Annotated in this window: 22 protein-coding genes; 17 read left to right on the top strand and 5 right to left on the bottom strand. The window is 70.5% G+C overall.

Annotated elements, in window-relative coordinates; genetic code table 11:
- Positions 1 to 105: 105 nt before the first annotated feature.
- Positions 106 to 3,261 (top strand): DUF3427 domain-containing protein, encoded by a 3,156-nt coding sequence (locus B072_RS0120255; RefSeq protein ID WP_026246065.1) that lies wholly within the window; start codon positions 106 to 108, stop codon positions 3,259 to 3,261.
- Between the two features lie 72 nt (positions 3,262 to 3,333).
- On the opposite strand, the gene B072_RS0120250 is transcribed toward B072_RS0120255, so the two are convergent.
- The gene (locus B072_RS0120250; RefSeq protein WP_026246064.1) at positions 3,334 to 4,383 is read right to left on the bottom strand and encodes an SEC-C domain-containing protein; all 1,050 of its coding nucleotides are present in this window, start codon (positions 4,381 to 4,383) and stop codon (positions 3,334 to 3,336) included.
- A gap of 66 nt (positions 4,384 to 4,449) precedes the next feature.
- Positions 4,450 to 4,902 carry a DUF3592 domain-containing protein gene (locus B072_RS0120245; RefSeq protein ID WP_018531795.1) on the bottom strand — a complete coding sequence of 151 codons (453 nt, stop codon included), beginning with the start codon at positions 4,900 to 4,902 and terminating at the stop codon, positions 4,450 to 4,452.
- A 217-nt stretch (positions 4,903 to 5,119) separates the two neighbouring features.
- Between B072_RS0120245 and B072_RS0120240 the strand changes: the two genes are divergently transcribed.
- The 3 genes from B072_RS0120240 to B072_RS0120230 are packed head-to-tail and all read left to right on the top strand — an operon-like array spanning position 5,120 to position 7,636.
- Entirely contained in the window at positions 5,120 to 5,860 is a 741-nt protein-coding gene (locus tag B072_RS0120240) for a class E sortase (RefSeq protein WP_051127241.1), read from the top strand.
- 5 nt (positions 5,861 to 5,865) lie between these two features.
- Positions 5,866 to 6,117, top strand: a complete 252-nt coding sequence (locus B072_RS0120235; RefSeq protein ID WP_018531793.1) for a DUF3311 domain-containing protein — start codon at positions 5,866 to 5,868, stop codon at positions 6,115 to 6,117.
- Positions 6,110 to 7,636: a sodium:solute symporter family protein gene (locus tag B072_RS0120230; RefSeq protein WP_018531792.1), complete on the top strand. Its 1,527-nt coding sequence runs from the start codon at positions 6,110 to 6,112 to the stop codon at positions 7,634 to 7,636. The genes B072_RS0120235 and B072_RS0120230 overlap by 8 nt, the downstream gene beginning before the upstream one ends.
- A 268-nt stretch (positions 7,637 to 7,904) precedes the next feature.
- On the opposite strand, the gene B072_RS0120225 is transcribed toward B072_RS0120230, so the two are convergent.
- On the bottom strand, positions 7,905 to 9,347 hold the full coding sequence (locus B072_RS0120225; RefSeq protein ID WP_026246063.1) for an MFS transporter: 1,443 nt from the start codon (positions 9,345 to 9,347) through the stop codon (positions 7,905 to 7,907).
- Between the two features lie 112 nt (positions 9,348 to 9,459).
- Between B072_RS0120225 and B072_RS0120220 the strand changes: the two genes are divergently transcribed.
- The 5 genes from B072_RS0120220 (at position 9,460) to B072_RS0120200 (ending at position 14,048) form a co-directional block, all read left to right on the top strand.
- Positions 9,460 to 9,990 (top strand): winged helix-turn-helix transcriptional regulator, encoded by a 531-nt coding sequence (locus B072_RS0120220; RefSeq protein ID WP_018531790.1) that lies wholly within the window; start codon positions 9,460 to 9,462, stop codon positions 9,988 to 9,990.
- A gap of 69 nt (positions 9,991 to 10,059) precedes the next feature.
- On the top strand, positions 10,060 to 10,386 hold the full coding sequence (locus tag B072_RS0120215) for a DUF6412 domain-containing protein (RefSeq protein WP_018531789.1): 327 nt from the start codon (positions 10,060 to 10,062) through the stop codon (positions 10,384 to 10,386).
- A 90-nt stretch (positions 10,387 to 10,476) separates the two neighbouring features.
- Positions 10,477 to 11,256: a YidC/Oxa1 family membrane protein insertase gene (locus B072_RS0120210; protein ID WP_018531788.1), complete on the top strand. Its 780-nt coding sequence runs from the start codon at positions 10,477 to 10,479 to the stop codon at positions 11,254 to 11,256.
- 158 nt (positions 11,257 to 11,414) lie between these two features.
- Entirely contained in the window at positions 11,415 to 12,272 is an 858-nt protein-coding gene (locus tag B072_RS0120205) for a fumarylacetoacetate hydrolase family protein (RefSeq protein ID WP_018531787.1), read from the top strand.
- A 354-nt stretch (positions 12,273 to 12,626) separates the two neighbouring features.
- Positions 12,627 to 14,048 (top strand): choice-of-anchor A family protein, encoded by a 1,422-nt coding sequence (locus tag B072_RS0120200; RefSeq protein ID WP_078506497.1) that lies wholly within the window; start codon positions 12,627 to 12,629, stop codon positions 14,046 to 14,048.
- Here B072_RS0120200 and B072_RS0120195 read toward each other — a convergent pair.
- Together B072_RS0120195 and B072_RS0120190 are read right to left on the bottom strand one after the other, a co-directional pair.
- Complete coding sequence (locus tag B072_RS0120195; protein WP_018531786.1) at positions 14,032 to 14,499, bottom strand: heme-degrading domain-containing protein; 468 nt, start codon at positions 14,497 to 14,499, stop codon at positions 14,032 to 14,034. The genes B072_RS0120200 and B072_RS0120195 overlap by 17 nt on opposite strands.
- The gene (locus B072_RS0120190; RefSeq protein WP_026246060.1) at positions 14,496 to 15,578 is read right to left on the bottom strand and encodes a Gfo/Idh/MocA family oxidoreductase; all 1,083 of its coding nucleotides are present in this window, start codon (positions 15,576 to 15,578) and stop codon (positions 14,496 to 14,498) included. Before B072_RS0120190 ends, B072_RS0120195 begins: the two co-directional genes overlap by 4 nt.
- A 56-nt stretch (positions 15,579 to 15,634) precedes the next feature.
- Here B072_RS0120190 and B072_RS0120185 point away from each other — a divergent pair, with 56 nt between their 5' ends.
- The 8 genes from B072_RS0120185 to B072_RS0120150 all read left to right on the top strand — a co-directional run bounded on the left by B072_RS0120185 (position 15,635) and on the right by B072_RS0120150 (position 24,359).
- Complete coding sequence (locus B072_RS0120185) at positions 15,635 to 16,768, top strand: ROK family transcriptional regulator (RefSeq protein WP_018531784.1); 1,134 nt, start codon at positions 15,635 to 15,637, stop codon at positions 16,766 to 16,768.
- A gap of 217 nt (positions 16,769 to 16,985) precedes the next feature.
- On the top strand, positions 16,986 to 17,813 hold the full coding sequence (locus tag B072_RS43575) for a hypothetical protein (RefSeq protein ID WP_018531783.1): 828 nt from the start codon (positions 16,986 to 16,988) through the stop codon (positions 17,811 to 17,813).
- Between the two features lie 146 nt (positions 17,814 to 17,959).
- A complete protein-coding gene (locus B072_RS0120175) occupies positions 17,960 to 18,736 on the top strand; it encodes a GntR family transcriptional regulator (protein ID WP_026246059.1) in 777 nt (258 codons plus the stop codon).
- A 182-nt stretch (positions 18,737 to 18,918) separates the two neighbouring features.
- The gene (locus B072_RS0120170; protein WP_018531781.1) at positions 18,919 to 19,983 is read left to right on the top strand and encodes an ABC transporter ATP-binding protein; all 1,065 of its coding nucleotides are present in this window, start codon (positions 18,919 to 18,921) and stop codon (positions 19,981 to 19,983) included.
- Complete coding sequence (locus B072_RS0120165; protein WP_018531780.1) at positions 19,976 to 20,848, top strand: 2-aminoethylphosphonate ABC transporter permease subunit; 873 nt, start codon at positions 19,976 to 19,978, stop codon at positions 20,846 to 20,848. The genes B072_RS0120170 and B072_RS0120165 overlap by 8 nt, the downstream gene beginning before the upstream one ends.
- Positions 20,835 to 21,632, top strand: coding sequence for an ABC transporter permease (locus tag B072_RS0120160; RefSeq protein ID WP_018531779.1), 798 nt, complete (start codon positions 20,835 to 20,837; stop codon positions 21,630 to 21,632). Before B072_RS0120165 ends, B072_RS0120160 begins: the two co-directional genes overlap by 14 nt.
- Before the next feature lie 32 nt (positions 21,633 to 21,664).
- Complete coding sequence (locus B072_RS0120155) at positions 21,665 to 22,726, top strand: 2-aminoethylphosphonate ABC transporter substrate-binding protein (RefSeq protein WP_018531778.1); 1,062 nt, start codon at positions 21,665 to 21,667, stop codon at positions 22,724 to 22,726.
- 133 nt (positions 22,727 to 22,859) lie between these two features.
- Positions 22,860 to 24,359, top strand: coding sequence for an alkaline phosphatase family protein (locus B072_RS0120150; RefSeq protein ID WP_018531777.1), 1,500 nt, complete (start codon positions 22,860 to 22,862; stop codon positions 24,357 to 24,359).
- Positions 24,360 to 24,420 lie beyond the last annotated feature (61 nt).

Here is a 24,420-nt window from a genome sequence, read left to right as displayed (position 1 = left end):
CGCCTCACGGTACATGCTGGTCATACCGTGCCAGGCACCTCAAGCGGCAGACTGAGATCGGTAGTTACCGAAGGCAGTGTCAGTCTCCGCCTCTACAGTGCACTCATGCCTAGACGACTTACCCCTGGCCTCTACGAGCACATTGTCACCAATGAACTCGACCAACGCACGGTCGAGGCGGCCGGTGAGGGGCGGGTCCAGCGCGAACCTCTGGATCCGGAAGACGCTCCTGAAATCTTGGGTCGCTATGTCGGGGATCTGGTCCGTCGGACGCTGCGAGCGCACTCTAAGCAGCGAGGTTCCGATGGGGCTGCTCAGAGGTTGGTGGACCAGGTTGCAGCGATCAATCGGATCGTTGAGGAACTGGGGCGTCTTTCGCCGATGCAGGTTGGGGACGAGGATGCAGTCGCTCTCACGAGAGACCTGCTTCTGGCTGTCGCAGACCGAGCGCCGTTGCCCGGTGAGAAGGTCTTCCCCGAACGCCCTCATGTTCCGCTGGCGGCCAGCGCGCTCTTTGCCAACCGGTCAAGAGAGAGCGTGGGGCATGCGCTTCAGCGGGAGTTGGAATCGGCCGACCGCGTCGATCTGATTTGTGCCTTCATCAAGTGGTCCGGTCTGAGGCTCTTGTTGGGGAAACTCAAGGATGTACGTCGTCGCGGCAAGCGCCTGCGCGTCATCACAACGACGTATATGGGCGCTACGGATCAGCGGGCCGTTGATGCGCTGGCTGAACTCGGCGCCGAGGTGCGGATCTCGTATGAGACGCAAGCAACGCGGCTGCACGCCAAGGCGTGGCACTTTCATCGCGAGAGTGGTACCTCAACCGCCTATGTCGGGTCTTCCAACATGTCGAAGGCTGCTCTTGTCGACGGATTGGAGTGGAATGTTCGCCTATCTCAATTGGAGTCCCCTACGCTCGTTACATCGATTACGGATACGTTCGAGGATTACTGGGCGGACCCGGCGTTCGAGCTGTACGACCCGCAGAGCGAACGGGACCGAAATCGGCTTGCCGATGCATTGAATACCGAGCGAAGTGGCCCGGCTCAGCTGCCAATCGAACTCGCCCCGTTCGATATTCAGCCCCACCCTCACCAGCGGGAGGTATTGGACGAACTGCAGGCGCAGCGGGAACTACACGATCGCCACCGCAACCTTGTAGTCATGGCGACTGGTACGGGAAAGACCGTCGTCTCTGCTCTTGACTATCGGGCGCTGCGGCAGGCAGGAAAGGTGGACAGCCTGTTGTTTGTCGCGCATCGAGATTCGATCCTCAAGCAGAGTCGAGCCGTCTTCCGGCACGTACTGAAAGACGGTGCATTTGGCGGTTTGTATGTCGGGGGTGAGCGTCCTGACGAATGGCGTCACGTTTTCGCTTCGATTCAGTCCCTGACCAGTTCTGGTTACAAGCGGCTGCACCCGGAACACTTCGACATGGTGATCGTCGACGAGTTCCATCACGCCGGGGCTCGCACGTATGAGGAGCTTCTCACCCATATTTATCCAAAAGAACTGCTGGGCCTCACAGCCACCCCGGAGCGCACCGATCAGTACGACATCACGCGGTGGTTCGAAGGGCGTACTGCAGTCGATCTAAGGCTGTGGGAGGCCGTCGAGCGCGGTCTGCTGGTGCCGTTTCACTACTTCGGCATAAATGACGAGACCGATCTTCGTAGCTTGCGCTTCAGTCGTCGAACCGGATACCAGACCCGTGAGCTGGAGAAGCTGTACACCGGAGACGATGCCCGTGTGCGCATCATCCTGAACGAACTCCACGAGAAGGTGCTTGACCCGCGCGCGATGCACGCCCTCGGCTTCTGCGTATCTGTCGCCCACGCTCGATACATGGCAGAGAAGTTCACCCAAGCAGGCCTGCCGTCCCAGGCGTTGACCGGAGAGTCTAGTCCGCGGGAGCGCGAGCAAGCGGTGTCGGACCTTGTCCAGGGACGCATCAAGGCGCTTTTCACTGTGGACCTATTCAACGAGGGTGTTGATATCCCTTGTGTCGACACGGTCATACTGCTGCGCCCTACGGAGAGCGCTACCGTCTTCTTGCAGCAACTCGGTCGTGGCTTGCGGCATGCAGAGAACAAGACCAGCTTGACCGTGCTGGACTTCATTGGTGCTCAGCACGCAGACTTCCGGTTCGAACCGTCGATGCGTGCTCTGACAGGGGCTACTCACCGGCAGGTGGCCAGGGAGGTGGAGCAGGGATTCCCGACGCTCCCCAGCGGCTGTGCTGTCCAACTGGATCGTGTGGCAAGGAAGTACGTGCTCGATAGCCTTCAGCGCACGCTGAAGCCGCGTTGGGCGCAGTCTGTCGCTGAGTTGAGGCGACTGGGAGACGTCTCGCTGGGTGAGTTCCTGAAGGGTACGGCCAGCGAGATTGAGGATGTGTATCGACCTTCACGAGGTACCTGGAGTGAATTGAGGGACGCTGCAGGCATGGCCGTGGCCCCGCCAGGTCCGGCTGACGCTGAACTCTCCAAGGCCCTTCGTCGCTCTCTGCACATAGATGATCCTGAGCGTCTGACCTATCTCCGCCTACTGTCCGGGGCTAAGAGCCCGGACGGGTTGCAGGCTGGCGTCCGAGACTGGCCTACAGAGCGTCTGAGGCGGCTAGCCGCTATGGCCAACAGCGTTCTGTGGGGCGACGCTCTGCTTGCCAGCCCTGTTGAGGCTGCCGCCGAAAGAATTCTGGTAGAGCATCGGCGTAAGGAGGAACTGCAGCAACTCGTACCCGAGCTTCGCGAGCGCCTGCAACGAGTCACGCGCCCGCTCGATCCAGGTGGACCGAATCCTCTGCACGTCCACGCCCACTACACCAGGGCCGAGGCGGAGGCGGCGTTCGGCGGCGAATACAAGGGACAGCCCACGGGGGTGAAGTGGTTCGAAGGGGAGCAAGCTGACGTGTTCTTCATCGACTTGGTCAAGTCTGAGAAGCACTACTCCGAGACGACCAGGTACGAGGACCGCGTGATCAGTCCGAGACGCTTCCAGTGGGAGACTCAGAGTCGTACATCTATAACCCAGGAGACGGGCCAGCGCTACATCAACCACGAGGCCCGCGGTAGCAGTCTGCATCTGTTCGTTCGTGAGTCGAAGAAGGCCGATGGTCTGCTCGGCGCCCCGTCGTTCATCTACGTGGGCCCGGCCACGTACGTGACTCACGAGAACGATCGGCCGATGCGACTCACGTTGGAACTGGAGCACACGCTCCCAGTGGATCTCTACCGTCGTTGGTCTCAGCTCTCCGGATAGCCAACGCTTGGTGGAGTCTCGGTCTGGCGCCGAGCCTGTATCGGCGCCAGAACCGAAGCCATCCGTAGAGCGTCAGGCGGGAGTTCCGTGGCAAGCCCCGTACGCCGACCCCGACCCGCACCAGCACACCGCATCCTGCGCCGGCGGCCACGCCACCGCGCGGCCTCGCGCCGCCAGTGTCGTCGCGTACTGCGGGAGGAGGGAGACGTCCTCCGGGGACGAGGCCTCTGATGCCGCGAACGCCTCGTACGACGGGACCGTGCCCGTGACGATGCCCAGGTTCGCCGTGCCCGACGCCGACAGTTCGCGCAGGGAATCCTCTATCGACGCCAAGTGCGCCTCGTACGACGGGTATTCGCTGCCCAGCGAGGGATAGGCGGACAGCAGTTCCGCGTACTCCGTCGACGGCCAGTGCAGGACCGCCACCGGGAACGGGCGGGACAGGGCCTCGCGGTACGAGCCCAACTCAGCGCGGAGGCGGGCGATTTCGGCCTGGAGTTCCGCCGGGTTCTCGGAGCCGAGGGCCCACAGGCGCTTCGGGTCGTGGAGTTCGTCGAGGGAGACCGAGGTGCGGTTGACGCGGTCGGCGAGGGCGTCCCAGGCGTCGTGCTCCTGGCCCAGCATGCGGCGGACGCGGTGGCGGCCCAGGATCAGGGGGTGCTTGGCGTAGCCGGGGTCGGGGGCGGTGTCCGCGTCGCGCTCCGAGGGCGGGATCAGGAGTTCCAGCGCCTCCGTGAACGTCTCGTGGGCCTGCTCCAGCTCGTCGTGGGACTCCAGGGACTCCGCCACGATCGTCCAGGGCGCCGGGTCGCGCGGTGCCGCCGCGCGCAGGCCCGTGATGATGGCGCGGGCCTCGGCGTCGTGGCCGTACTCCCACAGGTTCGCCGCCTTGAGGGCGCGGATCAGCGCGGGGTCGTGGGCCTCGGGCGACGCGAGCAGGGTGTCGTAGAGGGACGTCGCGCGCTCTCGGGCGTCGGCCAGTTCGTAGTGGGCCGCGGCCTGGAGGAGCAGCGCTTCCGCGTCCTCGGGGTACATGGCCGCCGTGCGTTCCAGGCGCTCGGCTTCCGCTACGTGGTCGGCGTGCTCGTTCTCGGCGGGCGTGGCAGGCGTGTCGGGGCGCATGAAGGACACGGTACTGCCGCGCGGCCCTGGTGGGACCGCCCGTATCGGGCAGAGCGCGGTGGGTGATCAGTAGCGCCAGCTCACGTGGTCCCTGAGGTCGTTCAGGACGTAGGCGATGCGCCAGATCACCACGATCAGCGTGCCCACCCACAGGGTCATGCCGAGGCACACGCCCGTGACCGCCTGCCGGTAGTGCGCGTCCGTGTCGAGTGAGGCCAGGTCCGGGCGGGCCGGGTCGAAGCGGACGCGGACGGGGGCGCCTTCGGGAAGGGTGCGGGCGGTGGCGTCGTCGGGCAGCGCGCGTTCGTGCGCGGTGCCGTCGGCGTCCGTCCAGGAGACCACCGGGTGCAGAGCCGCGTACGTGGCCTCGCGCGAGGCGACGTGACCGGTGACCGTCGCCTGGATCACCGTGCCCGTGCTGCGGCGCAGGGCCTCCGTGACCACCTGCACGGCGAACGCCGCCGTCAGCGCCAGTCCGGCGAGGAACGGGATCAGGGCCAGCAGCCAGAGGGGACTCATGGCGGCCCACCGTAGCGCGCGCACGGTCAATTGCGCTGTGGGCCTGGCAAGTTGAGGACGCGCGATCTATCTTGCGCGCGTGCTGCAGCGTAAGGACAGGCCCAGTGTGGTGGCGCAGGGGCGACGGACCCGGCGCGCCCGAAGAGCCTGGCCGCCCCGACACACCCGGTCGGTCCGGCGGGCCGAGAGGGCCCCGCGGTCCACGGCGGGCCGCGTCCTGTGGAACGGCGCCGAAGTCGCCGTCACCGTCGGACTCGTGCTGCTCCTGCTCGTCGTGCATCAGCTGTGGTGGACCAACCGGCAGGCCAAGGCCGACGCCGGGCACAAGGTGCAGGCCCTGGAGCGGGAGTGGCAGCAGACACCGGACGGCGAGGTCCCGGCCACCGATCAGCCCGATGCCTCCGACGCCTCCGACGACCCCGCCGTCAGCCCGTCCGGCACCCCCACGGACGAACCCACCGGCAAGGGCGACGCGGGGGCCCACCAGGTCGCCCCCGCGCCCCGCTGGGACCAGGCCTACGCCATCCTCTCCATCCCGCGGCTCGGGCTGCGGGCGCCCGTCGCCCAGGGCGTCAGCAAGGCGAACGTCCTCAACCACGGGTACGTGGGCCACTATCCCGGCACCGCCCAGCCGGGCAGCGCCGGGAACTTCGCGCTCGCCGGGCACCGCAACACGCACGGCGAACCGTTCCGGTACATCAACCGGCTGCGCCGCGGCGACACCCTCACCGTGCGGACCAGGAGCGCCACGTACACGTACGTCGTCGACAAGACGCTCGGCCGGACGTCCGCGTCCGACGGCGGTGTCATCAACCCGGTGCCCAGGAGCCGGGTCGTGCCGTCCGCCGGGTACGACGCGGCCGGGTACTACATCACGCTCACCACCTGCACGCCCGAGTTCACGTCCAAGTACCGGCTGGTGGTGTGGGGGAAGCTGAGCCGGATGAAGCCCCGTTAGGCTCCATGCTCGTGATCAACCGGCCTCATCTCCTCTGGCTCCTCGTGCCCTTCGTGCTGTACATCGGCGCGCTCCCGTTCGTGAACCGCGTCGAACCCGTCGTGCTCGGCCTGCCCTTCCTGTTCGCGTGGCTGCTCGCCGCGACGCTCCTCACGCCCGTCGCCGTGTGGCTGACCTGGCGCGGGGACCGGAAGACGCGCGAGGCAGCCGGTCAGGGTGGAGCAGCCGGTCAGGGCGGAGGAGCCGGTCATGAGTGACGGAGCCGTCGCCACCACCCTCTTCGGCGTCTTCATGGTCGCCACCGTCGCGCTCGGACTGCTCGCCGTACGCGGCAGGGGCAAGGGCGGCGGGCTCGCCGAGTGGTCGGTGGGCGGGCGGTCGCTCGGGGCCGTGTTCATCTGGGTGCTGATGGCGGGCGAGGGATACACGAGCTTCTCGTACCTGGGCGCCGCGGGCTGGGGCTACAACTACGGGGCGCCCGTCCTGTACGTCGTCGCCTACATGTCGTGCGGCTACGCCGTGGGATACGTGGTCGGGCCGATGCTCTGGGCCTACGCGCGCCGGCACGGGCTCGTCTCCATCACCGACATGGTCGCCCACCGGTTCGGGCGGCCGTGGCTGGGCGCCGCCGTCGCGATCCTCGTGACCGTCTTCCTGCTGCCGTACATCCAGTTGCAGATCACGGGCATGGGGGTCGTCGTCTCGACCATCTCCTACGGCGCGATCAGCCTCAACTGGGCCTACTTCATCGGCTTCGCCGTCACCACGGGCTTCGTGGTGGTGAGCGGGCTGCGGGGGAGCGCCTGGGTGTCCGTGCTGAAGGACGTTCTCGTCATCGCGACGCTCGCCTTCCTCGCGTTCTACGTCCCACTGCACTACTTCGACGGGTACGGGCCCTTCCTCGACCGGCTGGTGGAGGAGAAGAGCGCGTGGCTGACGCTGCCGGGGAGCGGGGGAAGCCCGTACGGGGAAGGGTGGTTCGCCACGACGACGTTTCTGAACGCTCTGACCGTCGTCATCTTCCCGACTACCGTCGCCGGGTACCTGGGTGCGCGCAGTGCGGACGGGCTGCGGCGCAACGCGGTGTGGCTGCCCGCGTACAACATCCTGCTGTTCGTGCCGATGTTCCTCGGGATGGCGGCGCTGTTCGTCGTGCCGGGGCTCACCGGGGCCGACTCGAACCTCGCACTGTTCAAGCTCGTCGTCGATTCCCTGCCCGCGTGGGTCGTGGGCATGGTCGGGGTTGCCGCTGCGCTCTCGTCGATCGTGCCGATGGCTGTGTTCATGCTGGTCATCGGGACGATGTGGGGGAGCAGTGTGCTGCCGCTGCTGTCCCGGAGCGCGGGTGCCAGTGCCGGTGCCAGTGCCGGGCGTGGCGGTGGGGAGCGGCTGCGGAAGGGGGGTGCGCAGGTCGTGGTCGTCGTGGCCGGGGCGCTCGCGCTCTTGCTGACGTACGTCGCGCCGAACACCCTCGTGCGGCTGTCCCTCATCTCGTACGAGGGCATGGCGCAGCTCGTACCGATGCTGCTGGTGGGGCTGGTGTGGCGGCGGCTGAGTCTGGTGGGAGCGGTGAGCGGGCTTGTCGTGGGGGTCGGGGTTGTGTGCGGGCTGGTGTTCAGCGGGCGGGATCCGGTGTTCGGGATGAACGCGGGGATCGTTGCTCTGGCCCTGAATGTGGTGGTGACGGTGGGGGTTACGTACGCGGGGCCCCGGGATCGGGATGAGCGGGCGGACGAGGATGTGCTGGCGCGGGGCCCTGCCGGGGTTGCCGGGTGACTTGTGTGGGGCCGGTCGCGTAGTGCCCCGCGCTCCTGATCGCCTTCGCGTCTGCGGGGCGGGTGTTGGGTCGCGGGTGCGGGCCGGTGGTCCTGCTTCGCGCAGTTCCCCGCGCCCCTGAAGCATGCGCTCCGCGCAGCTTCCCCCGAGCGAGCGAAGCTCGCTTCAGGGGCGCGGGGAACTGCGCGACCAGCCACGACGCTCCCGCAGCCGCGAGACGAACCGCCACCGGGCAGGCGCGAAGGCGGTGACGGACGGGCGCGGGCGACTACGCGCCGCGACCCGGGCGCCGGTCGCGCAGAGCCAGCAGCAACGCCGCCGCGCCGAGCGCCAGGACGCCCGAGGCGATGAACGCCGCGTTCGTGCCCCGGTCCAGCGCGGAGCGGTCCGTGCCCGTCGCCGTGGAGACCGCGATCATCAGGGCCACGCCGGCGGCCGAACCGATGTAGCGGGCCGTGTTGTTGGCCCCCGAACCCATCGCCGCGCGGTCGCCCGGCACCGACTCGACGGCGAGCCGTGGCAGCGCCGCGTTGAGCAGGCCGCTGCCGACGCCGGAGACGACGAGCCCCGGGACCAGGCGTGTCCAGTGGCCCGAGCCCGCCGCGCCCAGCATGGTGACGACGGCCAGCGCGTGCAGCGCGAACCCGGCCGCGAGCTGGTGCCGCGGCGAGACCCGGCCGGCCAGGTGCCGCACCTGCAGTGCCACCGCGAACGAGATCCCGGACCACAGCGCGAACAGCCCCGCCGTGCCCATCGGGGTCACACCCATCGTGTGCTGGACGAGCGTCGGGACGTAGCTGAAGAGCGCGATGACGGACAGCCCGGTGAACAGCGCTCCCGCCGTCGACGCGAGGAAGAGCGGGCGGCGCAGCAGCGACAGGTCCAGCATCGGGCTCGCGCCGCGCCGCTCCACGGCCACGAAGGCCACCAGGAGTACGGCGGACGAGAGGAGGAGTACGCCGACGGGCGCGCGCAGCCAGCCGTCCCGGCCCAGCGTGAGCGCGGCCAGCAGGGCGACCAGCGCGAGGCCGAGCGTGAGCGCGCCGGGCAGGTCGGGGCGGCCGCCGCGCGGCGAGGCGGACTCGGTCAGGGCGCGGGGCGCGCACGCGGCCACCAGCAAGGTGACCGCCGCCAGCACCCCGTACACCCAGCGCCAGCCGGCGAGGTCTCCCACGCCGCCCGCCACGACCGGACCGAGCGCGATGCCGCCGCTGACGCACGCGCCCCAGACGCCGGTGGCCCGCACCCGGCTCGCCGGAGTCGGGAACGCGTGCACGAGCAGCCCCAGACTCGCGGCGAGGATCGCGGCGGCCGCGGCGCCCTGCGCGACGCGGGCCAGCGTGAACAGCAGGGTGTTCGTCGCGAGGGCACCGAGTGCCGTCGTCACGCCGAGCAGCGCGGTACCGAGGACGAAGGCGCGGCGGCGCCCGTAGTCGTCGGCGAGGCTGCCCGCGACGAGGAGCAGGGCGGCGAGGCCGAGCGGCATGCCGTTGAGCAGCCAGGCCTGGGCGGACAGACCCGTGCGCAGGGACGCGGCCGTGTCGGCGAGCGTGATCATCGGCGCGGTGTACGTCATGAGGGCCGCCGCCGTCGCCACGCTCGTGATCGCCAGGGTGGCGGCCGGGCGGACGGGAGTGGGAGCGGGAGCGGAGGGGGCGGCGGGAACGACAGTCCGGGAGGTCTGTGCGGTCCGCGTCTGTGGCTGCGGCATGGGTGGCCCGTCCAGTCATGGGTTCAGTGAATGAACTTAGTGGGTGACATGAACGTAGCACGGTCGGTTCGGTCAATGAACCTTGAAAGGGGAAAGTGGCTACAGTGGGGGCATGGCTCTCGGCAAGGACTACGCGACGCAGGAGTGCTCCATCGCCCGCGCGCTGGAGATCGTCGGCGAACGCTGGACGCTCCTCGTCGTCCGCGACGCCCTCTACGGCGTCCGGCGCTACAACGACTTCCTCGTCCACCTCGGCATCCCGCGCGCCGTCCTCGCCGCCCGGCTGCAGGCGCTCACCGAGGCGGGCGTCCTGGAGAAGCGGCGCTACCAGGAGGCGCCGCCGCGCGACGAGTACGTCGTCACCGCCCTCGGCCGCGACCTGTGGCCGGCGCTGCGGGCGCTCGGCGCGTGGGGGCTCGGCCTGCCCGGCGTGCAACCGATGCGCGAGTTCCGGCACGCCCCCTGCGGCACCGACCTCGGCGTCGTGGGGGAGTGCGCAACGTGCGGCGGCGGGCCCGTACCGCTGGAGGACGTCGAGATACTGCCGGGCGCCGGGCTCGACCCGGACCCGGCCGATCCGGTCAGCCGGGCGCTGGCCCGGCCCCGGCGGCTCCTTCAGCCGGTCGTGACCGAGCCTGTATAACTGGCAGGAACGTGCACGCGTATCCGTAGGCGTGAGAATCGTGAGAATGCCGAGAGAGGAGGAAGCCCCGTGGCACCCGTGACCCGTACCAGCGCCTGGTCCACGGCCCTGCGGCCCGCCGCACTGCTGCTGTTCCTCCTTCTCGAGGCCGTGCTCGCCGACACCGGCAGCCTCGCCGGGGCCGTCGCCCTCGCCGCGACCGCCGCCGCGGGCTCCGCGCTCGCCGCCTGCACCCTGCTCGCCGCGCGCTGCGTGCCGAGCGTGCCGCGCACGCGCGTGCGCACGGCCATCCGCGACCGTGAACAACGCACCGCGTTCCTGCCGCAGCGCGACCCCGACGCGTCGGGGCGCACCAGGCCCCGAGCACCCGGCCGTCCCGTCCCGACGGCCTGCTGACACCGAGCCCCTTCTCCGCGCCGGGTCCGTAGTCCGTCACGCCGAACTCCCTGACGTTCCGGCACGACGAGACCCCCGGAGGGCTCACCCATGTCGACATTCCTGTCTGTCTTCGCGAACCTGGTCGCGCATCTCGCCGACCTGCTCCAGCCGCTCTTCCACGCCTCGGCGACGGCCGCGGCGATCATCCTGTTCACCGCGTTCGTACGCCTCCTCGTCCACCCCCTGTCCCGGGCCGCCGCCCGCGGCCAGCGCGAGAAGCTCAAGCTCCAGCCGCGCATCGCCGAACTGCGCAAGAAGCACAAGAAGAACCCGGAGGCGCTACAGAAGGCGATCATGGAACTGCACCGCGAGGAGAAGGTCTCCCCGCTGTCGGGATGCTTCCCGATGCTGTTCCAGATGCCGGCGTTCTTCCTGCTCTACCACGTGTTCTCCAGCGGCAGCATCGGCGGCGAGCCCAACGCCCTGCTCGGCCACACCCTCGGCGCGGCCCCGCTCGGCGGGCGGTTCACCGACGCGCTCGGGCACGGCGGGCTCTTCGGGTCGCAGGGGCTGGTCTACGTGGCGCTGTTCGCCCTCGTCGCCACCGTCGCGACCTTCAACTACCGGCGCACCAAGCGGCAGATGGAGCTCTCCGCGGCCGCCCGCCCGGCCGACGACCAGCAGTCGCAGGTGCCGGGTGCGGGCGCGATGGGCGCGATGACCAAGTTCATGCCGCTGATGTCGTTCTTCACGCTGTTCACCGTCGCCGCGGTGCCGCTCGCGGCCGCGCTGTACGTCGTCACGTCGACGACCTGGAGCGCGATCGAGCGGGCCGTCCTCTACCGCGACATGCCGTACGGGATCGCCGCCGCGGCGCCCGCCGTCTGACACCCGCGCACCCGCTTCGAAGGCACCCCGTGCCAGGTCCAGTCCGTGAACGGGGTATTGCGGACTGGACGTTGAACTTGGAGGATCGACCAGACCTCCGATGGCTGTGGCCGCACCTGGCCTTGGAGGCATCTCCTAGATCAGAGGGAGTCACCTAGATGAAGCTGCTGCGAGTCGGTCCCGCCGGAGCCGAGCGCCCCGCGCTCCTCGACGCCGAAGGAACCCTGCGCGACCTGTCGGGCCTGGTCACGGACATCGACGGCGCGCTCCTCGCGGACGACGCCGCACTGGACCGGATCCGGGCCGCCGCCGCGTCCGGAGAGCTGCCCGCCCTTGACGCGGCCGGGCTGCGCATCGGTCCGCCGGTGGCCCGGATCGGCAAGGTCGTGTGCATCGGGCTGAACTACCACGACCACGCCCGCGAGACCGGCGCCGAGCCGCCCGCCGAGCCCGTCGTCTTCTTCAAGGCGGCGGACACGGTCGTCGGGCCGCACGACACGGTGCTCGTGCCGCGCGGCTCGGTCAAGACCGACTGGGAGGTGGAGCTCGCCGTGGTCATCGGACGTACGGCCCGCTACGCCGAGTCCCACGAGGCCGCGCTGGCGTGCGTCGCCGGGTACGCGGTCGCCCACGACGTCTCCGAGCGCGAGTTCCAGATCGAGCGCGGCGGCACCTGGGACAAGGGCAAGAACTGCGAGACGTTCAACCCGCTCGGACCGTGGCTCGTCACCGCCGACGAGGTCCCCGACCCGCAGAACCTCGGTCTGAAGCTCTGGGTCAACGGGGAGCTGAAGCAGGACGGGACGACGGCTGAGCAGATCTTCCCGGTCGCCGAAGTGGTGCGGTACGTGAGCCAGTTCATGACCCTGTACCCGGGGGACGTCATCAACACCGGTACGCCGGCCGGGGTCGCCATGGGGCACCCGGAGCCGAAGCCGTATCTGCGGGGCGGGGACGTGGTGGAGCTGGAGATCGAGGGGCTGGGGCGGCAGCGCCAGGAACTCAAGAACGCGTAGGCGCTCCGCTGGGGGCGGGGGGATCTGGGCCCCGGGTTCTTCTTTCGGGTGTCGTGGTCTGGTGCGGGTCCGGTGGGGGTTCTCGCGCAGTTCCCCGCGCCCCTGAGGGGGCTTGGGTGGTGTGGTCTCGTGTCGGTGGGTGGGGGCTGGGCGCGCAGTTCCCCGCGCCCCTGAGGGGGCTTGGGTCTCGTTGTCGGGTGCTGCGTCGTTGTGGCTGGGTGCGCGGTTCCTCGCGTCCCTGGTGGGGGCGGGCGTGCTCCTTGCGTTCTTCTGGCGGCGATGCGGGCCCCCGTTCGGGGGCCGGGGTGTGCGTGTCTGCCGGGGGTGGGGGCGGGTTCTTCACATAGTGCGCCTATGGGAAATATGCGAATGCGGCTTCGGGCGGGGCGGCTGCCACTGATCGTCACCGCCGCGGCGGCCCTCGTCGTCGGTGTCGTCGGCGGGCCCGCCTACGCCGACCCGCTCCCGGGGGGCCTCGGGCCCTGCAAGGGGAGCAACTGCCCCGACGTCTACCCGGACCCGAACAACGGCACCCCGGCCGGGCGGGACAACAACGTCAACATCTTCGTCGGCGGGGACATGCGCGTGCGCCGCGCCGCCGCCGAGGCCGAGGGCAAGGTGGTCGTCCTCGGCGACTTCGACCAGGACAAAGACGCCGGCGTCTCGCAGATCTACAACGTCGGCGTCGCCGGCGTCGGCTCGCGCGTCCCGCCGGACGACGGCACCGACTTCCTGACCGTCGGCGGGAACGTGACCGTCGACTCCGGCGAGCGCGTCGTCGTGGAGGACGCCAGCGCCAGCGGCGTCGTCCGCTACGGCGGCAGTCTCACCGGCACCGTCGAGACCCAGTCCGTGCGCGACGCCGACGCGGCCGCGCCCTACAGCGCGCTGCGCGGACAGCTCACCGACGCCAGCAGGTGCTACGCGTACGTGGACGGCGAGCACCGCACCACGACCGGCACCGCCGTGAACGACGGCAGCACCACGGTCTTCACCGGCGACGGCAGCTCCGCCCTCCAGGTCTTCGACGTCGACTTCGACATCCTCAGCGGCAGCGGCGGCCAGGAGGGGTTCCGCTTCGACGACATCCCCGCCGGTGCCACGGTCCTCGTCAACGTGTACGGGGACGCCCGCGAGATCAACACGTACGAGGGGCTGCTCCCGTACGACCTGCGCACCAAGCTGCTGTGGAACTTCCCGGACGCCACCGACGTCGCGCTGAACGGCACCGCCCAGTTCTCCGGCAGCATGCTGGTCGGCAACCCGGCCAGCACGACGACGGTGACCATGCCCGGGTTCAACGGGCGCTTCTACTCGGCCGGTTCACTCGTCCACGCGTCCGCCGCCAGTGGCGGCGGAGGGCAGGAGTTCCACGCCTATCCCTTCGACGGGGATCTCCCGGGATGCGGGAACGTGGGTCCGACGCCGACGCCGACGCCGACGCCGACGCCCACTCCGACTCCGACGCCCACCCCGACTCCCACGGACTCGCCGACTCCCACGCCCACGGACTCGCCGAGCCCCACCCCCACCCCCACACCCACCCCCAGCCCATCCGACAGCACCCCCGGCACCGACGGAGGCACGGGCGGGAACGGCGGTGTCACGGGCGGCGGTTCGGGCGGGGCCTCCGGAGGAGGCGGGGAGCTGGCCGAGACCGGTGCGGACGGCGAGGGCGCCGTCGTGCTCGGCGGGATCGCCGCGGCCACCGTGGCGGCGGGCGCGGCGATCGTCGTCGTGACGCGCAGGCAGAACCGGGTCAGCCGCCGGAGGTGAACCGCTCCAGGGCCTCGACGACCAGCGCGTGGTCCTCGATCTGCGGCAGCCCGGACACGACGACCACGCCCACGACCCCCGCGCCCCGCACGGTGATCGGGAACGCGCCACCGTGGGCCGCGTACGTGTCCGGGTCCAGGCGCGACGAGTCCTCGAACGTCGTGCCCTTGGCGCGGAAGCGGCTGCCGACCAGGTACGACGCGGCGTGATAGCGCTCGACCACGCGACGCTTGCGGGCGATCCACGCGTCGTTGTCCGGCGTTGAGCCGGGCAGCGCCGCGTGGAACAGCTGCTGGCCGCCGCGCGTGATGTCGATCGCGACCGGCGCCTGCCGCTCGCGCGCCAGCTCCACCAGCAGGGAGCCGAGCGCCCAGGCGTCGTCGTACGTGAACGAGTCCAGGACCAGACGGCGCTCCTGCTCCTCCAGGGCCGCGATGTCCGGGGCGCTCACAGCGTCACCGTCACGTTCTGCTCGGCCGAGCGGCGGGCCGCCTCCAGCACGTCGAGCGCGTCGGCCGCCTGCGTGGCGGGCACCGGGTTCGGGGCGCCGTCGCTCAGGGCCGCGGCGATGGCCGCGTAGTACGCCGGGTAGTCGCCGTCGACCGTCGGCCGCGGGCGGCCGCCCCCGGCCAGCGGGGACTCGCCGGAGCCGACGCGGCCCCACATCGACTCGCACTCCACGCCCCACGGCTCACCGGCCACCGGGCGCTTGCCGTCGCGCAGCGCGGCCTCCTGCGGGTCCAGGCCGTACTTCACGTAGCCCGCCTGTGAGCCGAGGACGCGGAAGCGCGGGCCGAGCTGGGCGGTCGTCGCCGACACGTACAGGTGGGAGCGGACACCGGTCTCGTGGGTGATCGCGATGAACGTGTCGTCGTCGGCCTCGGCGCCCGCGCGGCGCACGTCGGACTCGGCGTAGACCGAGACGGCCCGGCCGAAGAGGACCAGGGCCTGGTCGACGACGTGGCTGCCGAGGTCGTAGAGCAGGCCGCCGATCTCCTCCGGGTTCCCGGACTCGCGCCAGCCGCCCTTGGGCTGCGGGCGCCAGCGCTCGAAGCGCGACTCGAAGCGCCACACGTCACCCAGGTCACCGCCCTTGAGCAGGGCTTCGAGGGTGAGGAAGTCGTTGTCCCAGCGGCGGTTCTGGAAGACCGACAGGAGCAGTCCCCGCTCGTCGGCGAGCGCCGCCAGCTCGCGGGCCTCGGCCGCCGTGCCCGCCACCGGCTTGTCGACGACGACCGGCAGGCCCGCGGCGAGCGCTGCCTTCGCCAGCGGTACGTGCGTCTTGTTCGGGGAGGCGATCACGATCAGGTCGAGCTCGTCGGCCCGCGCCCAGAGCTCGTCGGGGGAGGCCGCGAAGCGCAGCCCGTCGCCGTGCTCGGCGCGGGCCTGGGCCTGCCGCTCCGGGTTCGAGGTGACCACCGTGTCGAGGGTCAGGCCCTCGGTCGCGGCGATCAGCGGGGCGTGGAAGACGGAGCCCGCGAGGCCGTAGCCGATCAGGCCCACGCGAAGAGAAGCACTCGTACCAGTCATGCCATCCACTTAAACAACGCTGTTGCCAAAGTGCAAGCGCGAGGGACAATGGCCGAGTGAACACGCATGTCACGCATGCCCAGCATGCGAAGCCCACCGCCGGCGTGAACCTGACCGCGCTGCGCGGGCACAACGCCGCGCTCGTGCTCGACCTGCTCCGCAGCGCGGGGGAGGACGGCATCAGCCGCCTCGAACTCGCCGAGCGCACCGGGCTGACCCCGCAGGCCGTCAGCAAGATCACCGCACGCCTGCGCGGCGAGGGCCTCGTCGTCGAGGCGGGCCGCCGGGCCTCCACCGGGGGCAAGCCGCGCACGGTGCTCGGTCTGGTCGCGAACGCCGGGCATGCCATCGGCCTGCACCTGGACCGCGACGAGCTGCGCGTCGTCCTGACCGACCTGACGGGCGCGGTCGTCGCGAGCCGGCGCGCCCCGCTCGACCTGGGCGCGGGGGCCGACGCCGTGCTCACCGCCGCGGCCTGCCAGGTGGACCAGCTGCTCGACGGGGGCCAGGCGCTCGGCGTCGGCGTCGCCGTGCCGGGGCCGCTCGACCACGCCGACGGGGTGCTGCACCGGGTGACCGGCTTCCCGCAGTGGGACGGCTTCCCGCTGCGCGACGCGCTCGCCGAGCGGCTCGGCCTGCCGGTCGTCGTCGACAAGGACACCAACGCCGCGGCCCTCGGGCTCGCCCTGGCCGGCCACGGCGAGCGCTCCTTCGTCTATCTGCACCTGGGCACCGGCCTCGGCGCCGGGCTCGTCCTGGGCGGCGCGCTGTATCGCGGGGCGCGGACCGGGGCGGGCGAGTTCGGCCACCAGGTGATCCAGCTGGACGGCCCGCGATGCGGCTGCGGCAACCGCGGCTGCATCGAGGTCCTCTGCCTGTCCGCGGTCGCCGAGGGCGCCGTCGACGAGGCCGCGCGGGTGCTCGGCGAGGGCGCGGCGAACCTGGTGAGCCTGCTCGACATCGACGCCGTACTGCTCGGCGGCCGGACCGTCTCCGCCGCCGAGGAGCCGTTCGTGAGCGGGGTCGGCGCGGTGCTCGACGCCCGGGCGCGGCGCGGGGGCGGCGGGCGGGCGATACCGGTGCGGGGCGCGCCCGGCGGCGCCACGCTCGTCGTCGAAGGGGCCGCGCAGCTGATCCTCGCGCCGCTCTTCGGACGCGGGAACGTGGCCTTCCCCGCCAACCAGAACTGACGGAAACCCAGCTGAAGGAGGGGTATCCGACGGCCATTGAGACGTATGGGGCCGTGGCGTGCCCGTCGCGTCGCGGACGCGTGGCAGGGTCCTGGGCCACGACCGCTCCGCCGTGTCCGTCGTAATCGCCGTATCGCAGTACCCGTCGTAGAGATGCCGTGGTGGTCGCTCCGTTCCGTCCGACTCCGCACAACTCCGCGACCAGCAAAGGCCCTTCATGCCACTGCGCCGACCGATCGCCCTCGGCAGCACCGCGACCGCCGTGACCCTCGCCCTCGTCGGGCCCTTCACGGCCGCGGCGGACAGCGGGCACACGCGGAGCAGGGCGTGCGCGGTGACCGAGGCGTCCTGCCCGTCGACGGCCGGGGCCGGGACCAGGGCGCACCGGATGCCGCAGGCCGCCGCGCATCGGCCCGCCGCCCGCGAGCCCGCCTGCGACGCCGAGCGCGACGGCGGCGCCTTCCCGATCGACACCCGGATCGACCGCGGGCCGACCACCTACCACCCCGGCGACGGCTACCGGACCTGGTCGATCGAGCTCACCAACACCACCGACGTGAGCTGCGCGAACATCCACCCGATCCTCGTACTCGTCGATGAGGGACGGCAGCTGAAGCCGCGCCAGATCCGGCTGGACTTCTCCGACGGGACGCGCCGACGGCCCGTGCCCTTCGAGAAGACCGACCGGGACGAGTACATCGGCGTCTTCGACGACGGCTTCCCCGGCTTCTCGGTGGGCCCCGGCAAGACGGTCACCGTCGAGGTCCGGCTCGGCTTCACCCCTGACACCCGCCCCGGCCAGGTCGTCGGCAACGCCGCCGTCGTACAGCGCCACGGCGACGACGGCGACTGGGTGGGCGCGTCGAACGACTACCCGTTCGCGATCGACGCGGACGGCGGCGCGAGCCCGTCCCTCACCGACGAGCTCGCCAAGACGGGCCCGGACTCCTCCCTGCTCGGCCTGGGCGCCACCGCGGGCGCCTTCCTCCTCGGCGGCGGGGCCCTCGTGGCGGGATCCCGCCGCCTGCGCGTCGACAGGCGCTGAACCCGGCAGGACCCGCGGCCAGGATCCCCACACAGGAACCCCGCCCAGGACCCGCACCCAGGACCCGCACCCAGGACCTCGCACTCAGGACCCTCACCCGCGGGGTCCCGCCCCGCGTGTTCACCCGCGTCTGCGACCATCCCGGCGTGGACCACCCGAACTACCCGCACGCCCAGGCCCCCGGCGCCCCCGTGCGCGACGGCATCCCCGAGCACGGCCGGATCCCCAAGTACTACGCCGTCAAGGCGCGACTGGGCTCCCTCATATCCGAGTTGGCCGAGGGCGAGGCGCTGCCCACCGAGCGCGACCTCGCCGTGCGGTACGCCGTGTCGCGCGAGACCGTCCGCCAGGCACTGCGCGAACTGCTCCTCGAAGGACGCCTCCGGCGCCGGGGCCGCGGCACCGTCGTAGCGGGCCCCAAGCTGGAACAGCCGCTCTCGCTCGCCTCGTACACCGAAGGGGTCCGGCGTCAGGGCAGGCGCCCCGGGCGCACCCTGATCGGGCTCGACCGGTTCCCGTGCCCGCCCGCGCTCGCCGCCGAGATCGGCCTGGAGCGCGGGGAGCCCGTCTGGCACATGGAGCGCGTGCTGCTCGCCGACGACGAACGGGTCGGCCTGGAGTCCACCTACGTCTCCGTGGCCCGCATCCCGCACCTGGACCGCGACTTCGACCCCGACTCGTCCTTCTACTCCTACGTCCACGAGCGCCTCGGCATCGACTTCGGCTCCGCCGACGAACGCATCGAGACGGTGCTCGCGACCCCGCGCGAGGCCCTGCTCATCGGGACGCCGCCCGCGCTGCCGATGCTGCTGATCCACCGCGTCTCGTACGACACCGGGGGCCGGCCCACCGAGCGGGTCCGCACGCTCTACCGCGGGGACCGCTTCTCCTTCACGACGCGTTTGGGCGGCAGCGAGCACTAACTCCCCTTATGCCGTGGCCGGTTGCGGCTGATCGACCCAGAATGATAACGGGAACGTAACGGGTCTAGGCCAACCTTGGGTGCCCGTTCACCGTCCCGTTGCCGTGCGGACCGGCCCGGGACACCCGCCTTGAGGAGCGTGGGCGCCGTGAGTGCACCGGAAAACAAGGGAGTTGAGGCCTGATGACACAGGGCCGCAGCGGCATCCGGTTCGACCGGGTATCTGTCGCGTACGGCGGGAGTACCGTGCTCGACTCCCTGGAACTGACCGTCGAACCCGGCGAGGTGCTCGCCCTGCTCGGGCCCTCCGGATCCGGCAAGACCACCGCCCTGCGCGCGGTCGCCGGATTCGTGAGACCGGCCGCCGGGCGGGTGTACATCGCAGAGCGCGACGTCACCGACCTGCCACCGCACCGGCGCGGCATCGGCATGGTCGTGCAGCAGTACGCGCTCTTCCCGCACCTGCGCGTCGCCGACAACGTCGCCTTCGGGATGCGCGCGCAGAAGGTGCCGAAGAGCGAGATCCCGGGGCGCGTCGCCGAGGCCCTCGACCTCACCGGCATGGCCGCCTACGCCAAGCGCTACCCGCGCGAACTCTCCGGCGGCCAGCAGCAGCGCGTCGCCATCGCCCGCGCCCTCGCCATCCGGCCCGGCGTGCTCCTCCTCGACGAACCGCTCTCCGCGCTCGACGCCCAGCTCAGGTCCGGCATGCTCGCCGAACTGGCGCGCCTGCACCGCGAGTTGCCGGACGTGTCGATCCTGTACGTGACACACGACCAGGTCGAGGCGCTGACCCTGGCCGACCGGATCGCCGTCATGGACAAGGCGCGGCTCCAGGACGTCGGCACCCCGCAGGAGCTCTACCGCAGCCCCCGCACCGAATTCACCGCGTCCTTCGTCGGAGGCGCCAACCTCCTTCCCGTACAGGTCGGTTCGGGCTCCGTGTCCTTCGGGCAGGCCGAACTGAAGGTCGCGACCGACGGCGTCGCCGCCGGAGCCACGGCCACCCTGTGCGTCCGCCCGCACCTCGTCGGACTCGGCGACGGCCCCAACGCGCTGAGCGGCACGGTCGCCGAAGTGCAGTGGCGCGGCTCGACCCATCGCCTCTACGTCGACGTGGACGGCCGGCAGGTCAAGGCGGACCTCCGCGAACTGCGCGATCCGCCCGCGCTCGGCGAGCGCGTGACGGTGCACTTCGCGCCGCAGGACGCGGTGCTGCTCCGCGCGGGGGTGGCCGAGGATGACTAGCGCCACGCTCAGCGCACCCGTCGAGAAGACGGCCAGAACCCGCAAGGCGCACGGCGGTTGGGTGTGGGCCCTGCCCCCGGTCGCCGCCCTCGCCGTCGTCTTCCTCTACCCCCTCTTCCTCGTCGTCCAGCAGTCGCTCCAGCCCGACACCGGCGGCACGTCCCTCAAGCCGTACGCCGACGTCTTCGCCTCCTCCGCGTTCCGCGAGGCGCTCTGGACGACGGTCTGGCTCGCCGCCGGGGCGACGGTCGGCTGCCTCGTCCTCGGCTTCACGCTCGCGCTGATCATCGCGTTCGTGCCGTTCCCCGGCGGAAAGGCCGTCGCCAAGTTCATCGACGTGTTCCTCTCCTTCCCGTCCTTCCTGATCACGCTCGCCCTGCTCTTCGTCTACGGGCAGGTCGGCATGGCCAACGGACTGTGGACGGACGTCACGGGCACGGCGACCGGCCCCTTCCAGTTCCTGACCACCCCGTGGGGCGTGCTCCTCGCCGAGATCACCTACTTCACACCGTTCGTGATGCGGCCACTGCTCGCCGCGTTCTCGCAGGTGGAGACCGCGCAGCTGGAGGTCGCCTCGTCGCTCGGCGCGCGCCCGGCGCGGATCGTGCGCCAGGTGATCCTGCCCGAGGCGCTGCCCGCGCTCGCCGCCGGCGGCTCACTGGTCCTCGTGATGTGCCTGAACGAGTTCGGGATCGTGCTCTTCACCGGCGCCAAGGGCGTCACCACCCTCCCGATGCTCGTGTACAGCAAGGCGATCCTGGAGTCGGACTACCCGGGCGCCTGCGTCGTCGCCGTCGTCAACGTCCTGATATCCGTGGGCCTCTACGGCCTGTACCGGGTGGTGAGCCGTCGTGCTGGTGCATAGCAAGCCGGGCAAGTGGGCCACCTGGGCCCTCTTCTTCGCCCTCTTCCTGCCCCTCTTCGCCCTGCCCCTCCTCGTCATCGTCGCCGCCTCGTTCGCCACGAACTGGTCCGGCGCCTTCCCCTCCGGCCTCACCGGCGGCCACTACAAGGCCGCCACCAGCGGCGACTCGCTCACCGCGCTCACCACCAGCCTGGTCACCGCCGTCACCGCGAGCGTGCTCGCGCTCGTCGTCGGCGGCTGGGCCGCGCTCGCGGCCGCCGGCCTGAGGAAGCGGGGACGGCGCGCCATGGACGCGCTGTTCATGCTGCCCGTCGCCGTGCCGTCCGTGGTCGTCGGACTCGCGGTCCTGGTCGCCTTCAGCAAGCCGCCGATGCTGCTCAACGGCACCCGCTGGATCGTCATCATCGCGCACACGATTCTTGTCACCGCGTTCGCCTACCAGTCGGTCTCGGCCGCCATCGTGCGTCTCGACCCGGCGTACGAACAGGCCGCCGCGTCACTGGGCGCCCGGCCCGCGTACGTCCTGTGGAAGGTGAAACTGCCCCTGCTGCTGCCGTCCCTGAACGCCGCGGCCGGCCTCTGCTTCGCCCTGTCCATGGGCGAGTTGAGCGCCACGATGATGCTCTACCCGCCGGACTGGATGCCGCTGCCGGTCCAGATCTACGCGACCACCGACCGCGGCTCGCTGTTCACCGGCTCCGCGATCGCGGTGGTGCTCATGACCGCGACACTCCTCGTCCTGCTCGCCGTGTCGCGGATCCGCACCAAGGCCACGTACCGCTAACTCCCTCCCTCTCGCCAGGAGTTCACCTCGCCATGCGCAGAAACACACTCACCCCGATCGCCGCCCTCGCCGGCAGCCTCGTCCTCGCCGGGTCCCTGACCGGATGCGGCACCGGCAACGCCGCCTCCGACGAGAAGGCCGTCACCGTCTACAGCGCCGACGGCCTCAAGGGCGAGAACGGCGACGGCTGGTACGACCAGGTCTTCAAGGACTTCACCAAGAAGACCGGCATCAAGGTCAAGTACGTGGAGGGCGGCTCCGGCGAGATGGTGCAGCGCGCCGTCCGCGAGAAGTCCAACACCCAGGCCGACGTCATCGTCACCCTGCCGCCGTTCATCCAACAGGCCGACGGCAAGGGCCTGTTGGCGAAGTACCGGCCCGAGGGCTCGGACCAGGTCCACGGCGCCGACAAGGCCGCCGACGGGACCTGGACCTCCGTCGTCAACAACTACTTCGGCTTCATCTACAACAAGAAGGAGCTGAAGACGCCGCCCACCACGTGGGAACAGCTCCTCGACGGCTCGTACAAGAACAAGCTGCAGTACTCCACGCCCGGCGTCGCCGGCGACGGCACGGCCGTCGTCGTGAAGGCCGTCCACGACTTCGGCGGCAAGCAGCAGGCCATGGACTACCTGAAGAAGCTCCAGGCCAACAACGTCGGCCCGTCCGCCTCCACCGGCAAACTCGCCCCCAAGGTCGACAAGGGCGAACTCCTCGTCGCGAACGGCGACGTGCAGATGAACTACGCCCAGTCCAAGACCATGCCGAACCTCGGCATCTGGTTCCCCAGGACGTCCGGCGGCAAGCCCACCTCCTTCGCCCTCCCGTACGCGGCCGGCCTCGTCAAGAACGCCCCGCACACCGCCAACGGCAAGAAGCTCCTCGACTTCATGCTCGCCACCAAGCAGCAGCAGGAGGTCAGTTCCGTCGGCGGCGGCTTCTCGGCACGCCAGGACGTCAAGGCCACCGACGAGAACGCGATCGCCCTCGCCAAGGTGATGGACGGCGTGGAGATCTTCGAACCGGACTGGAACGACATCGACAAGAACCTCCAGACGTACGTCGACGACTGGAAGTCCGCGACCGGCAGCTGAGTCCATCCGGCGGTGACGAATGTCCATGGCTCTTCGTGTCCGCGTCACCAAAAGATAACGGGTCTGGTCCAACACTCCGATGGAATCAGGGGTGTTGGACCACGCCCGTTCCCCCACACCACCGGAGGACCGCATGTCGCGCACCACGTCCGGCATCTCCCGCCGCGCCCTGCTCATCGGCACCGCCACGGCCGCCGCAGCCCTCACCGTGCCCACCACCGCGTTCGCCGCGGCCCGGACCCCCAAGGTCCTCGTCATCGGCCTCGACGGCACGCTCCTCGGCAGAGTCAAGGACGCCGACGCGCCCCGCCTGAAGGCCCTCATGGCCGCCGGCCTGACCGCGCCGAGCTCCATCTACGCCAACCCGATGGCGCCCACCATGTCCGGCCCCGGCTGGTCCACGCTCATCACCGGCGTCTGGCCCGACAAGCACAACGTCAAGGACAACAACTTCACCGGGCACAAGTTCGCCCAGTACCCGGACTTCCTCACCCGGATCGAGACCGCCAAGCCGGCCCTGACCACGTACGCCGTCTCCTCCTGGGCCCCGATCACCGACACGGTCTTCTCCTCGAAGGTCGACACCCGCGTCTCCACCCCGAGCGCCGAGTACGACACGGGCACGACGAGCCGCGCCGTCGCCCAGCTGAAGTCCGGCAACCCGGACGCCGTCTTCGTCCAGCTCGACAACGTCGACCACGCCGGGCACTCCTACGGGGCCGCGAGCCAGCAGTACCTCGACGCGATCCACGGCGTCGACGGACAGGTGGGGCAGCTCGTCGACGCCCTCAAGTCCCGTGCCACGTACGGGAACGAGGACTGGCTGATCCTGGTCACCGCCGACCACGGGCACACCGACGCGGGCGGCCACGGCGGCTCGACCTGGCCCGAGCGGCAGACCTTCATGATCGCCGTCGGCGGGACCGCGGCCGCGGGCTCGACCCGCCACGACGTCAAGATGCCCGACATCGCTGCCACCGCCCTCGCCCACCTCGGCGTCGCCATCGACCCGGCCTGGTCCCTGGACGGCCGCCCGATCCAGCAGCCCACCCCCGACGCCTTCGACAGCCTGCGTGCCCAGCTCACCGGACCCGTCGACGAGACCGGCATCGGCGCGGGCGTCGTCGGCTTCACCCACACCCCGCCCTCCGGCTGGTCCGTCGACAACTCCGCGATGGGCACCGGCGGCGTCACCGAGTGGCGCGGCTGGGCCTTCACCACCGACGAGTTCTGGACCAGGGCCGAGCGCGACCAGCAGCGCGAGTGCAACGTCCGCGCCCGGAACGTCTTCGCGGTCGCCGACGGCGACGAGTGGTCCGACAAGACGGTCTCGGGCACCTACGACTCGACGCTGGTCAGCCCCGACTTCCCGGTCACCGGCGGCCGTCCGGCCACCCTCACGTACACGACCTTCTACCGCCAGGAGTCCCCGCAGAAGGGCGAGGTCCTCGTCTCCTACGACGGCGGCACCCCGGTCTCCGTGAAGACCTACACCGCCGACGTCCCCTCCCGCACCGAGACCGTCGCGCTGACCGTACCGACCGGCGTGACCAGGGCGAAGGTGCGCTTCCGGTACACCGGCGGCAACAACTGGTTCTGGACGATCGACGGGGTCGCGATCACCCAATCCTGATTAGGGTGAGGGGCGTCGGCACAGAGTGGTCCCGGCGCCCCTCAGTTCCCTTGGTCCACAG

The organism is Streptomyces sp. HmicA12, assembly GCF_000373565.1.
GTDB lineage: Bacteria > Actinomycetota > Actinomycetes > Streptomycetales > Streptomycetaceae > Streptomyces.
This window is presented reverse-complemented; position numbering and strand designations above follow the sequence as displayed.